At 37.4% G+C, this 12,728-nt stretch carries 11 protein-coding genes; 9 read left to right on the top strand and 2 right to left on the bottom strand.

All coding sequences use genetic code 11. From position 1 onward, the window contains the following. Positions 1–70 precede the first annotated feature (70 nt). The 7 genes from lysS (at position 71) to K5G00_RS01800 (ending at position 8,884) form a co-directional block, all read left to right on the top strand. Positions 71–1,780: a lysine--tRNA ligase gene (gene lysS, locus K5G00_RS01830; protein ID WP_238763795.1), complete on the top strand. Its 1,710-nt coding sequence runs from the start codon at positions 71–73 to the stop codon at positions 1,778–1,780. Positions 1,781–2,438: 658 nt separating this feature from the next. Next, a complete protein-coding gene (locus K5G00_RS01825; protein WP_238763794.1) occupies positions 2,439–2,726 on the top strand; it encodes a hypothetical protein in 288 nt (95 codons plus the stop codon). 214 nt (positions 2,727–2,940) lie between these two features. After that, positions 2,941–3,489 (top strand): 1-acyl-sn-glycerol-3-phosphate acyltransferase, encoded by a 549-nt coding sequence (locus K5G00_RS01820; protein ID WP_238763792.1) that lies wholly within the window; start codon positions 2,941–2,943, stop codon positions 3,487–3,489. A 262-nt stretch (positions 3,490–3,751) separates the two neighbouring features. After that, complete coding sequence (locus tag K5G00_RS01815) at positions 3,752–4,861, top strand: Gfo/Idh/MocA family protein (protein ID WP_238763791.1); 1,110 nt, start codon at positions 3,752–3,754, stop codon at positions 4,859–4,861. A gap of 379 nt (positions 4,862–5,240) precedes the next feature. Then, on the top strand, positions 5,241–6,980 hold the full coding sequence (locus K5G00_RS01810; protein ID WP_238763788.1) for a T9SS type A sorting domain-containing protein: 1,740 nt from the start codon (positions 5,241–5,243) through the stop codon (positions 6,978–6,980). Positions 6,981–7,157: 177 nt separating this feature from the next. After that, on the top strand, positions 7,158–8,396 hold the full coding sequence (locus tag K5G00_RS01805) for an MFS transporter (protein WP_158868107.1): 1,239 nt from the start codon (positions 7,158–7,160) through the stop codon (positions 8,394–8,396). An 11-nt stretch (positions 8,397–8,407) separates the two neighbouring features. Next, complete coding sequence (locus K5G00_RS01800) at positions 8,408–8,884, top strand: VOC family protein (protein ID WP_238763785.1); 477 nt, start codon at positions 8,408–8,410, stop codon at positions 8,882–8,884. A 1-nt stretch (position 8,885) separates the two neighbouring features. Here the strand turns inward: K5G00_RS01800 and K5G00_RS01795 are convergent, their stop codons facing one another. Beyond that, positions 8,886–10,301 (bottom strand): sugar transferase, encoded by a 1,416-nt coding sequence (locus K5G00_RS01795; RefSeq protein WP_238763782.1) that lies wholly within the window; start codon positions 10,299–10,301, stop codon positions 8,886–8,888. A 92-nt stretch (positions 10,302–10,393) separates the two neighbouring features. Continuing rightward, complete coding sequence (locus K5G00_RS01790; protein ID WP_238763779.1) at positions 10,394–11,260, bottom strand: hypothetical protein; 867 nt, start codon at positions 11,258–11,260, stop codon at positions 10,394–10,396. Between the two features lie 146 nt (positions 11,261–11,406). Between K5G00_RS01790 and K5G00_RS01785 the strand changes: the two genes are divergently transcribed. Both K5G00_RS01785 and K5G00_RS01780 read left to right on the top strand, forming a co-directional pair. Further along, positions 11,407–12,054: a protein-L-isoaspartate(D-aspartate) O-methyltransferase gene (locus K5G00_RS01785; protein WP_158868115.1), complete on the top strand. Its 648-nt coding sequence runs from the start codon at positions 11,407–11,409 to the stop codon at positions 12,052–12,054. A gap of 2 nt (positions 12,055–12,056) precedes the next feature. After that, positions 12,057–12,695: an MBL fold metallo-hydrolase gene (locus K5G00_RS01780; protein ID WP_158868117.1), complete on the top strand. Its 639-nt coding sequence runs from the start codon at positions 12,057–12,059 to the stop codon at positions 12,693–12,695. Positions 12,696–12,728 lie beyond the last annotated feature (33 nt).

The raw sequence follows: 12,728 nt of genomic DNA, 5'->3' as shown, positions 1-12,728 counted from the left end.
TTCTTCTGAGAACAAAAGCGATACAAGTTCTTTTATTATCTTTGCCGGAAAATTTTTCGAAAGAGATAAAATGAGTAATCAGGAATTAAGCGAACAGCAAGTTATCAGGAGAAATTCGTTGCAGAAATTACGCGAACTGGGCATCGATCCGTATCCTGCGGCTGAGTTTAGAGTAAATGCAACAAGCACCGAAATAAAAGCAAATTTTAGTGAGGAGAAGAGCAATTATCAGGATGTTGTTCTTGCCGGAAGATTAATGAGCCGGAGGATAATGGGAAAGGCCTCGTTTGCCGAAATTCAGGATTATAAAGGACGAATTCAGATATATGTAAACCGCGATGAGTTGTGCACCGGAGAAGACAAAACCATGTACAACGAGGTGTTTAAAAAACTGCTTGATATTGGCGACATTATCGGTATTAAAGGTTTTGTTTTTAAAACACAAATGGGAGAGATTTCTATTCATGTAAAAGAATTAACGGTTCTGAATAAATCGCTTCGTCCGCTGCCCATCGTAAAAGAAAAAGATGGCAAAACTTACGATGCTTTTTCCGATGCTGAACAACGGTACCGTCAGCGTTATGTCGATTTAATCGTAAATCCGCAGGTGAAAGATGTATTTATCAAGCGTACAAAAATCATCAATACCATGCGCGAGATGTTTAACGAGTACGGTTATTTTGAAGTTGAAACACCAATTTTGCAACCAATTCCCGGAGGTGCTGCGGCACGCCCTTTTATTACACATCATAATTCGCTGAATATTCCGCTTTATCTGCGTATCGCCAACGAACTTTATCTGAAACGCTTGATTGTTGGTGGTTTCGATGGTGTATATGAATTTGCCAAAGATTTCCGTAACGAAGGGATGGACCGCACACATAACCCGGAATTCACCGTGATGGAAATTTATGTAGCTTACAAAGATTACAAATGGATGATGAGTTTCACCGAGCAGATTTGTGAACGTGTGGCGCTGGCGCTTCATGGAACCACAAAGGTGCAGTTGGGCGAAAATATTATTGATTACAAAACACCCTATCCGCGTGTAACCATGACCGAAGCGATAAAAGAATATACCGGTTATGACATTTCGGGCAAAAGCGAAGAGGAATTGCGTGAGATTTGCGACAAACTGGGAATTGAAATAGATCCGAGCATGGGAAAAGGAAAACTGATTGACGAGATTTTTGGGGAGAAATGCGAACATAATTACATTCAGCCAACGTTTATTACCGATTATCCGGTTGAAATGTCACCGCTGACAAAAAAACACAGGGAAAACCCGGAGTTGACCGAACGTTTTGAATTGATGGTAAATGGGAAAGAGCTGGCAAATGCCTATTCGGAATTAAACGACCCGATTGACCAGCGCGAGCGTTTTGAAGAACAGTTGCGTTTGTCGGAAAAAGGCGATGACGAAGCCATGTTTATCGACCAGGATTTTTTGCGTGCGCTGGAATACGGAATGCCACCAACTTCCGGAATGGGAATGGGAATCGACCGTTTAACCATGTTTATGACCAACAGTCCATCGATTCAGGATGTACTTTTCTTCCCGCAAATGAAACCCGAAAAGAAAGTTACAGTTGAGCTTACCGAAGATGAAAAAGCGGTGATGGAACTGTTAAAAACGCAATCGCCGGTTTATTTAAATGAGCTAAAAGAAAAGTCTGGCCTTAGTAACAAAAAATGGGATAAAGCCATTAAAGGCCTCACCAAACACAAACTGGCCAAAGTAGAAAAAAACGATGATGGTTTGTTTGTGGAATTAGTGTAAAGTATGTAGCAATGATATGTGAGCCTTCAGTCTGTTGACTGGGGGCTTTTTTTGTGGATTGGGAACAACCAATGCTTAATAACACAATATTGAATTTCCAGAGGTTAAATATTGAAAGTTGAGTATTCGGTATAGGATATTTTGTGGTTCGATGTATTATGTATAATTTTTTTCTAAATTTTATTAACACCAGAGTGTTGAGTGTCAGTATTTTGTAAGTTTGAGGGATTTAAATATTAACCTGAATAAGATACATTCAAATACAAGAACTTTTTTTTCTGAAGAACTTATTGAGAAAATACCAGATGATTTAATTGACGGAGTAAGATATATATGTCGTGAGTACTTCAATAATATTAAAGATTTTGAATGAGGTTCAAATTTACAAATTGAACTTTTTGCTGCATACGCAGTATTAAGTAATTTCCTTAAAAATCACAATGTTGATTCAGGCAGTTTCTTAGAGTTTACGATGGATGTCAATAAACTTAAAGATAAGGTTAATGGCTACTTTCGACATTACTCAGCAATTAATAATAAATATGCATAACGAGAGGCTACCAGAAAATTCGAAGAGCTAAATGCTACAATTTCTTCAAAATTTGGAAATGACATCATTTATGAGTTATCCGAAGATCAAATAGGAAATATTCAAAATTTGATTAATGAACTTAGAAATAAAATTTTAGAATGTGATGTTATTGAGGAGAATCATCGTCAAAGAGTTCTGGAAAGGTTAGAAAAACTTCAAAGTGAGTTACATATCAAAATGACTAATTATGATAGAATTTTTGGATTTGTCGTGGAAGCCAACCTTTTATATCAAAACTATAAGGAGGCTAAACCAATATTTGAACTTGCTGTAAAAATTGCAAATATTACCTTAGAAACGATGGCGCTGGCCAATGGATTGCCGGCTGCTACTTTAATTCAACTACCTCTTTAAAAATTAATGTCCTAAACATAGACGTTTCTTTTGGAAGTTGCCACCTATCTTATAATTTAATCCAAAGATTAGATGATGAAAGTACATCCCTGAATGAGGAAATCAATAAGATCCACCCAATCAAATAGTAGCTAAAGTTTTATTTTGGTTTTTCAGTTGCTGTGTCGATTAATGTCGTACCTTGACCGTAATTAAAAACGAAGCTAACTGACTTATGAAAACCTTGTCCGGTAGAATTTTAGAAAAGTGTGGATGGCGAATAACGGGTGATTATGGCGATTTAAAAAAGTCGGTTACCATTTTTGCACCTCACACCGCACACATCGATGCGATTTACGGGAAACTCGGATTCACGGAGCTGGGTGTTAAATTTAAATTTCTTTCAAAAAAAGAACTCTTCTTTTTTCCCATGAATTTGGTTATGAGGAAATTTGGTTCGATTCCGGTTCGCGGGGTAAAAGGTAAAAATGCCATTTATCAGGTTGTTGATCTTTTGGAATCATCAGAAGAATTGCATATTGTTGTTTCTCCGGAGGGGTGGATAAAAAAGATGGAAAAATGGAATAAAGGGTTTTTCTATATGGCTCAAAAAGCTCAGGTTCCTATTGTTGTGGCTGCGCTTGATTATGGGAAAAAAGAAATGGGCGTACTTGGAATTATTTATGACACTTCTGACTTTACTGCTGTTATGGGGCAGATTAAAGAATTTTATAAAGAAGTAAAAGGGAAAAAACCGGAACAATTTGCCCTGCATGTGGATTAATTAAACAGGTAAAGCTGCTGATACCGGAGCTCTATTGTTTTCAGGGAGGAGCGTTTTGTTAAAATATCCGCATTTCTAATAAATACAGAATGTTTGATATTGGTTATTCTGTTGTAAGTATAAAAATCAGCGATCAACTTCATCGCTAATATTGAACCCCTCTTTTATCCGTTTGTTAGTTTATTTCGAAGTGTAAATCGTTTCTTTTCAATAGACAAACAAAATGTTGCTATTTTTGATAAACCAACTAAAAACAACAAGTATGAAAACTCAAAAGCTAAGCATTGCAACAGTTTTGATCCTGGCGTTTTCCGTTGCAATAACTACCATGTCAAAAGCAGAAAAACCAATTCGTCTGGCAGTGGCTGGAATGTCGCACGGGCATATTTCATTTATTTTAGGCCGGCCCGATAAGGGTGACTTTGAATTGGTAGGAGTTTGCGATACAAACCGGGTATTAACCCGGAATGTAAAAGTAAGGTACGAATTGCCTGCTGAAATTATTTATCACAATCTGGAAAAAATGCTCGATGAAACAAAACCGGAAGCTGTGGTCGCATTTGGTTCTATTTTCGACCATTTGTCGGTGGTTGAAGCCTGTGCTCCCCGCGGTATTCATGTGATGGTGGAAAAACCGTTGGCGGTAAATATGGAACATGCAAAACAAATGGCAGAATTGGCAGAAAAACACGATATTTTTTTGCTAACGGATTATGAAACTTCGTGGTACCCCACAACGGCGCAATCGCTGAAAATGGTGCGAGAAGATGATTTTGTCGGGAATTTGAGGAAAGTGGTTATTCACGATGGGCATCGGGGACCAAAGGAAATTGGTTGCGACCGGTTTTTTCTTGAGTGGCTGACCGATCCGGTTTTAAATGGCGGCGGTGCTATTATCGACTTTGGGTGTTATGGGGCCAATCTGATGACCGCGTTAACAAACGGGCAAGAGGCTGTTTCTGTTACGGCAGTAACCCGCCAGTTTAAACCCGATGTTTATCCAAAGGTTGACGACGAGGCGACCATAATTGTTTCTTATCCTGAAGCGCAGTGTATTATTCAGGCATCGTGGAACTGGCCGTTTAGCAGGAAAGACATGGAAATTTACGGAGATGAGGGATATATTTATGCACTTAACAGGTCGGATATAAAATTCAGAGGTGCTGATGTAAGTTCAGAAGTTCAAAAAAAGATTACACCAGACGATATCCCGGTTTACGAGGATCCATTTGCCTATTTTGCTGATGTGATCCACAAAAAAATTGTTCAGCCTGAATATGGTCTTTATTCGCTTAAAAACAATTTGGAAGTGGTAAAAATACTCGATGCAGCCCGTGAATCGGCCAGAACCGGCAGAGCAGTTTTTTTTTAAAAGTAGATTTTTTTTTAGCCTCCAAAATTCAATATAACAGATGTTTGCACCTTTGTTGTATGCCTACGTCTTTTGTAGCGGAGATTACCTTTTCCTGTTTTTCCGAATATATATATATATACAAAAGGACGCAACTAATTATAATTTTTGAAAGAAGAAGATGACTGTATCATTTCGGTACAGAAAGATCTTGTTTTTGAAGGCAAGATCGTTTGTGATGGTTTACAAACCCCAAACCACACTTTTTTTGGGATGGGTCACATTTAGTTTGGCGGGGTTATCTATATCCTGACAAATTCAGTATAAATTGTAAATGGCTTTTTTCGGGTCATTTACGTTTTTATACTTGATTTGAAACCAATCATTAAATCGCGATAGTATGAAGAAATTTTATTTGTTAAAAGAAATAACCCTTTTACTGTTTTTTCTATTATTCACGTATTCTGTATTTAGTCAGGAATCGTTGTTTATAACAACACCGGATATTGAACTGGCTCCAGGCGAGACAATTTCCGTAAGCGCCGGTTATACTGACAGTATGGGAATAGAGCAGGAGGTGAAAATAAAATGGAATACCGAGCCCGGCTATCTTGGCAAAGTAGACAAAAACGGATTATTTACTGCAAGTCATTCCGGAGAAGGGATTTTAATTGCTAAGTATAAGGAACTTCGCGATTCTGTGAATTTAAAAGTGACAGGGACCCCCAAAGGTACTGAAGAAGAGAATACTGCATATCCCAAAGTAAAGGTTACTCCCGGCAAAATTAAGGTAATGGCCGGCGATTCGGTTGAATTGGCTGCATTTTATATCAACGAACTGGATCAAAAGGTTGACACTATTTTTTCCTGGTCGGTTTGGCCGGCGGAACTTGGAAGCTTTTCCTATTCTTCAGAAAATATGTTTTATGCTCATAATGTTGGTAAAGGAATTCTTGTAGCATCGCTGGGAGAATTAGCTGATACGGTAAAACTTGAGGTTGAAGAGCCAAAAGTAAAAACCAACAACGGCAATAACAGCAGGCAAATGCAAATTCTGCCGGGCGACACAATAGTTGCGCTGGGCAGCTTAATGCAAATCCAGTACGATGCTGTTTATAAAACAAACGGGAATAAACACGACGATGCAGAAGTTGTGTGGAGCCTGTCCGGTGATTCGATAGGGGCAATTGACGTAAGTACTGGCTTGCTGACTCTGTCGGGTGAAACCGGGTTGGCCTTGATCAAAGCAGAATATAGTAATTTTAGTGAGTCAGTAGAGTTGCTGGTGGTTGATTCTCTTGTTGATCCGGTAGTAAATACAATAACCATACATCGCGTTCTTCCCGATGGAACAGAACTGCCGGCTAAATTATTTAATGAAGGTGAGTCATATAAGATTGGCGGATTACCCTTTCCCTTGAATATTTTGAATGGAGGAATGATTCATTTCCCCTTTGGATGTATTGATGAAGATATCCTTATTTATATGTTTATTCCTGACGAATATGCAGAAGTAGATGAGGACAGCGTTGAAGTAGAGTTTGAAAATGAAATTATTACCGGGGTGAAGTTTAATGTAATGCCTGTTGGGAGTGACTCAATTGTTGAGCCTTATTACTTTAATATTCCTTTGAACTTAAGCCTGGTTTATAAATATGGCCTGTTGGATTCGCTTGGTGTTAGCCCCAAAAATCTGGACGTATTTTTTGCGGAAAATACCGGATTTACAGATGATGGTACCGGAAGTGTAGCCGTTGACACTGTAAAAAACAAAATTTACGCAGCAATTGAGCATTTTAGTACTATTGTTGTAAAACAGAAAGAGATTGAAACTTTTTCCAAAGATTTAGAAGAAAACATAGGGGAAATGTTAATGGCTTATCCAAATCCGTTCAGCGTTTCAACACAATTGGCATTTAAACTTTCCAGAAAATCAGACATTGATCTCAGCATTTACAATTTGTACGGACAAAAAGTAAAAGTTTTGGTACACGAAAAGAAATCAGAAGGTCTTCATACTGTTGAATGGAACGGGATGAATGAAAATGGCACCCTTTCTTCACCCGGAATTTACTTTTGCAGGATGCTTCTGAATGGTGATAAAGCAGTTGTAAAACAACTTATTTTGAACAATAGGTAATAGGTAGTTTTAATTTTATCTTAGACAGTGGCCCCGGAGAATTCCGGGGTTTTTTTGTTTCCTTGCGTTTTTTGACCTATTATTTTGGAACGGCCAACCGGCCGGTTACTGGTTTGATGAATATTCAGAATAGTTACCTATTTTTAACAAATTATCTTTCTGCTTAAAATTTTGGAAATGAGTTCGTTTGTTAAAAATAAACAATATTACAAATTTAGTTTTTACGGATTTTTAAAAAATCTTCGGTTTTTTGATGCTTTTTTTATTTTGTTTTTGGTTGAAAAAGGATTGTCTTATACCGAAATAGGTGTATTGTATGCAGCAAGGGAAATCTGTATAAACATTTTTGAAGTACCATCCGGAATTGTTGCTGATACTTACGGACGAAAAAATTCGTTGATGGGATCTTTTGTAGCTTATATTTTATCGTTTGTTGTATTTTTTATTTCCGCTAACTTCTGGTTGTTTTTAGTTGCTTTTATTTTTTATGGTGTAGGCGATGCATTTCGGAGTGGTACCCACAAAGGAATGATTATGGAATACCTGAAAATTGAGAACTGGGAAGATCAGAAAATAGATTATTACGGGCATACTCGTTCGTGGTCGCAAATGGGCTCTGCAATTTCGTCGTTAATTGCAGGCGGAATTGTTTTTTATTCCGGAGAGTATCATAATATTTTTCTGTATTCCATTGTTCCGTACATGATAAATTTATTTCTGATCATGTCATACCCCAATGCATTAAACCATTCATCAAATCAGTCGGAAAAGAATAAGAAAGTGAGCTTTGTTTTTATGGTTAAGTCGCTGATTAAAATGGTTAAACGCCCTAAGGTCTTGAAAATAATAAATACGGCTGCGCTTCATTCGGCCTATTTAAAAGCGGTAAAAGATTATATTCAGCCATTAATGGCAAGTGTGGCGCTTTTAATTCCGGTTTTTGTAAACCAGGAAGATGAGAAAAGAAACGGGGCAATAATAGGAGTTATTTATTTTTTGATTTACCTGGGCACTTCCCGGGCGTCAAAATATTCATCAAAACTGGAAAAGAACAATAAAATTGACCTTCCTTTTGTTACACTGTTGTTTGGCTTTTTTCTTGGAACAGTCACTGGATTTTTTTACAGCTGCGAGATTTGGGTGGTGGCGTTGGTCGCTTTTATTGGGATTTATTTGGTTGAGAATGTACGAAAACCGGTTTTAACCGGATATATTTCAGATAACGTCCCTAACGAAGTTTTAACATCGGTTATTTCGGCCCAGTCCTTGCTCAAAACCATCTTAACATCTGTTTTGGCCTTTGTTTTTGGAGTGGTTGCCGACCATTTTGGAATTGGAATTTCGTTTATAGTGGTTTCTGTGTTTCTTGGAGTATTTTCAATTTTCATCTACTATCTCAAAGGTTTAAGAAATTAAATCAGTTAAGTATGTCTTCCAAAATTAAATATGTTCATACCAATATTGTTGCTGCAAACTGGAGAGAGTTGGCCGCATTTTATATCAAAGTTTTTGATTGCATTCCAATTTTGCCGGAACGGAATTTAAGCGGAAACTGGTTAGACCAATTAACAGGTTTGAAAAAAGCAGGTATAAGAGGAATTCATCTTCAACTCCCTGGTTTTGAAAAAGACCCGACACTTGAAATATTTGAATATTCGCCGGAGAATTTGGCGGAAAATAATCGTGTAATCAATCGAGCAGGATTTGCACACATCGCATTTCATGTTGAAGATGTGGAGGACGTTTTGGAGAAACTGGTTCAAAATGGCGGTGAAAAGTATGGCGAACTTATTAAAACAAAAATTGAAGGAGTTGGAATTTTAAATGCAGTCTATACCCGGGATCCTGAAGGGAATATTGTGGAGATTCAACATTGGGAAAACGATAAAGGAGTTAGCCGGTAAACTATTTTCCGTTTCCTTTAAAACTTACCATCAAGGTGTAAATTAGAATTTTAAAATCGATGTACAGCGAAATATTTTTCAGATACATCATATCGAAAGGCAATCTTTCAAGCATTTCTTCCACATTTGAAGCATAACCGTATTTTACTTGTCCCCACGAGGTTATTCCCGGTCGTAATTTGTGAAGGTGGGTGTAATGAGGTGCTTTTTGAATGATTTGGTCAATGTAATATTTTCTTTCAGGGCGGGGACCCACCAGTGACATTTCACCTTTAATTACATTTATAAATTGCGGAATTTCGTCGAGGTGTGTTTTTCGCATGAACCGCCCAATATTAGTAATTCGCTCATCGTTTTCGTTCGATAGTTCAGGAATTCCGTTTTCGGCATTAAAAACCATACTTCTTAATTTGTAGATTTTAAACGGTTGTCCGAAACGCCCCACTCTTTCCTGTTTATATATTATAGGGCCTTTCGATGTGGTTTTGATAACCACAGCTAAAACCAAAAAAACAGGGAAAAACAAAACCAATGCAATAAACGAGAACAATACATCGATTAAACGTTTGGTATTTTCCTGCCAGCCCGGCATCAAACCGTTTGATATTTTTATCAGGGGACTGCTGTAAATGGTATTTACTTTTACCGTGCCCGACAGAAAATCGTACAAATCAGGAATTCCCCAAATTGTTACCTGCCGGTTTTCAATTATTGTAAGAATGTCGCTTAATCTTTTGTGTTCAATGGTTTCAAGCGCAATTATTACCTCTTCAATCTGTTTTCTTTCAATAATATTTGTCAGGTCGTTTACACCGCCTAATTTTGGAATGTAATCGCTTAAAAGCGCATCGTTGTTGTTTTCAACTCCCACAAAACCAACAAATAAGTTTCCGGCAGGGCGCTGCTGGTTCATCATCTCATTATACACTTTTACTGCTTTTTCGTTGCTTCCTATAATAAGCGTGTTAAACCCTATTTTACGTTTGTGAATTCGATGTATTGTTCGTGTGGTAAGAATTAGGCGAAACGAATAGGTAAGGAAGAAGTGGAGGATAAAAAGAATAAAAAAGAGTTCGTAATAATCTTTATACGATGTTATAAAATCATCTAAAATCAAAGCAAAGAAAATAATTACTACACCTACAACCGATGTTAAAAAAGTCTGTCCGAGTTCAAGCAGCCGCGATCTGTGAAAAATGTTTTTATAAAATCCGGTGATATAATAAAAAGTAAGCCAAAAAACTGGAATAAACAGCAAGCCAAGAAAATAACGGTTGGTAAAATCCAAAGGTATGTCAATGCCAAAGCGCTGGGGCTCTATAACCAGTTTGCGGTAAATGAAAAATATAGTCCAACCAAGGGCCGCTGCTAAAAAATCAAAAACCAAGTATTTTGCAACCTGTCTTTTTTTGTTCATTCTTTGCCGGTTAAGTCTGGTAATTCAGCTAATGCATTAGTGTAACGGTTGCCAGACTGAAATATTGCCGCAAAAATAATTTTTTAGACGACTTAATGAGTGGAAAACTGCATTATCTTTTTGTTGATTTTCTGCACGGCGTATAAAACAATCAGATAGTCCTCTATATTGCTGATTTGTTTTGACTTTTTTTGAACCACATGGAGGAACCTGTCAATTTCATTTACAGGGGGGTACTCTGACAGATTGATGGGTTTATTGTTACATTGAAAAACTTTTGTGGAAAAGTTTAATGTTACAAACTGGCCTGGTGAGTATGATTTTATTTTGAATTCATTTAACGGAGGCAGATTTCCGTAATTGATATTCACCACAGAGGCATCACCAAATTCAAGCCTTACATTGTTAAATTTCGACTCGGTTTCTTTTGTCCGGAAAGTAACAGCACCAATTTTTTTTGGACTAGTTCCTGTTGTCCCAATTAACATTAGTAAAAGGGAAATAAGTGTGCTGTCGGTGATTGTTTCCTCTGTTACGTATGAAATATCAAGGAATGTAGGTGTAATTAAATGATTGTTCAGCCATTGGGTTGCCGGTGTAAAATAACGCGGATTTGTAACCTGAATAACCGACCCTGATTCATTCGCCAGGCTGACAAGCTGCGAACACTCATCAATAGTAAGTTTTAAATATTCAATGGTGAAAATGTGTTTCGATTTTTTTACGATATCACACAACATTTTAAAGGGTAAAATTGAAGAGTTGTCCATGATAATAATGTCTGCTCTTTCAATCAGTTCAATCCGGTTAATTTCCGGAATTGAAAAATGAAAACTATTTAAGTGGGCATCTGTTCCTACCGAGGTTTTTCCTACAATATTTACCCCTTTAATTTTTTGTATCCGCTTAACGTGCGGTTCCAAAATTTCTGTTTTCCCTATGAGTCCAATGTTCAGCATATTACAAATATAAAGTTCAAAACACTCTGTTTACCTTTCATTAAAAAGAACTTATCAACGTTAAATGTTAATATTGAAAAAGAATCTTTAAATTGAAATCAAGGGGATTTAGGTTATTTTAGTACCGTATTTTTTGAAGAATGGAAATGAATGATGATCTGAGACATCAGGGAATGAGAAAGAAACTGGCCACCGGATTAAAAATAAAGGGAATTCGGAATGAAAAGGTTTTGCAGGCTATTGAGCAGGTTCCAAGACATCTTTTTATGGAAAGTAGTTTTATAAATTTTGCTTATAAAGACCAGGCGTTTCCTATCGGAGCAGGGCAAACAATTTCGCAGCCCTACACCGTTGCATTTCAAACACAGCTGCTTCAGGTCAGTAAAAACGATAAAATTCTGGAAGTTGGAACAGGCTCAGGATATCAGGCAGCCGTTTTGCTTGAAATGGGGGCAAAAGTTTTTACGATTGAAAGACAAAAGGAATTGTATCAGAAAGCCCAGTCGTTTCTTCCCGAGATCGGGTACCACCCGGCTTGTTTTTTTGGAGACGGCTATAAAGGATTACCTCATTTTGCACCTTTCGACAGAATATTGGTAACAGCTGGTGCCCCGTCTGTGCCGGAGGATTTGAAATACCAATTAAAAATTGACGGTCGTTTGGTTGTGCCGGTGGGAACAGAAAAACGACAGGAAATGACCGTAATAATCCGGATCTCGGAAAATGAATTTAAAACCGAAAAACATGGAGGCTTTGTTTTTGTTCCTTTGTTGAAAGGAACGGTAAATTCGTAACTATGATAAAAATTAAAAAGTTTGTTGTAAATCCTCTACAGGAAAATTCATATATCCTATCCGACGAAACAGGAGAATGTATTTTTATTGATCCTGGTTTTTTTTATGAGGAGGAACATGATGAAATCAGAGAATACATTTCGGAAAATAATTTGAAACCAAAAAAAATTACCAACACGCATTGCCATTTTGATCATATTATGGGGGTTGAATTTTTACGGTCCGAATATCAAATACCTCTTTTTGCACATCCTGACGATGCATTTTGGATTGAACGCGCGATAGACCAGGGGCAGATGTTTGGTTTTGACATGCAACCGGTGAACCCTATTGATGCACTGTTTAAAGAAGGCGAAAAAGTAAAATTCGGAAATACTGAACTTGAAATTTTTCATGTTCCGGGGCACTCACCAGGGCATGTTGTTTTTTATAGCCGGAATAATGATTTTCTCATTGCAGGCGACGTACTTTTTTATGGTAGTATAGGACGTACCGATTTACCCGGAGGAAACCACCAACAGTTAATTTCAGGGATAAAAGACCAGCTTTTTAAATTGCCTGACGAGACAAAAGTGTATTGTGGACACGGCCCGGAAACAACACTGGGGTTTGAAAAAACAAACAATCCCTTTTTAACCTGACTAACAAAATGTAACCTTGATTTTAATTTGTGG

It is taken from the genome of Maribellus maritimus (assembly GCF_022267315.1).
GTDB classification, from domain to species: domain Bacteria; phylum Bacteroidota; class Bacteroidia; order Bacteroidales; family Prolixibacteraceae; genus Draconibacterium; species Draconibacterium maritimum.
This window is presented reverse-complemented; position numbering and strand designations above follow the sequence as displayed.

Excerpts from the sequence above, each read along its gene's own strand:
- lysS (WP_238763795.1), top strand. The coding sequence starts at position 71 with ATGAGTAATCAGGAATTAAGCGAACAGCAAGTTATCAGGAGAAATTCG.
- K5G00_RS01820 (WP_238763792.1), top strand. The coding sequence starts at position 2,941 with ATGAAAACCTTGTCCGGTAGAATTTTAGAAAAGTGTGGATGGCGAATA.
- K5G00_RS01815 (WP_238763791.1), top strand. The coding sequence starts at position 3,752 with ATGAAAACTCAAAAGCTAAGCATTGCAACAGTTTTGATCCTGGCGTTT.
- K5G00_RS01810 (WP_238763788.1), top strand. The coding sequence starts at position 5,241 with ATGAAGAAATTTTATTTGTTAAAAGAAATAACCCTTTTACTGTTTTTT.
- K5G00_RS01805 (WP_158868107.1), top strand. The coding sequence starts at position 7,158 with ATGAGTTCGTTTGTTAAAAATAAACAATATTACAAATTTAGTTTTTAC.
- K5G00_RS01800 (WP_238763785.1), top strand. The coding sequence starts at position 8,408 with ATGTCTTCCAAAATTAAATATGTTCATACCAATATTGTTGCTGCAAAC.
- K5G00_RS01795 (WP_238763782.1), bottom strand. The coding sequence starts at position 10,301 with ATGAACAAAAAAAGACAGGTTGCAAAATACTTGGTTTTTGATTTTTTA.
- K5G00_RS01790 (WP_238763779.1), bottom strand. The coding sequence starts at position 11,260 with ATGCTGAACATTGGACTCATAGGGAAAACAGAAATTTTGGAACCGCAC.
- K5G00_RS01785 (WP_158868115.1), top strand. The coding sequence starts at position 11,407 with ATGAATGATGATCTGAGACATCAGGGAATGAGAAAGAAACTGGCCACC.
- K5G00_RS01780 (WP_158868117.1), top strand. The coding sequence starts at position 12,057 with ATGATAAAAATTAAAAAGTTTGTTGTAAATCCTCTACAGGAAAATTCA.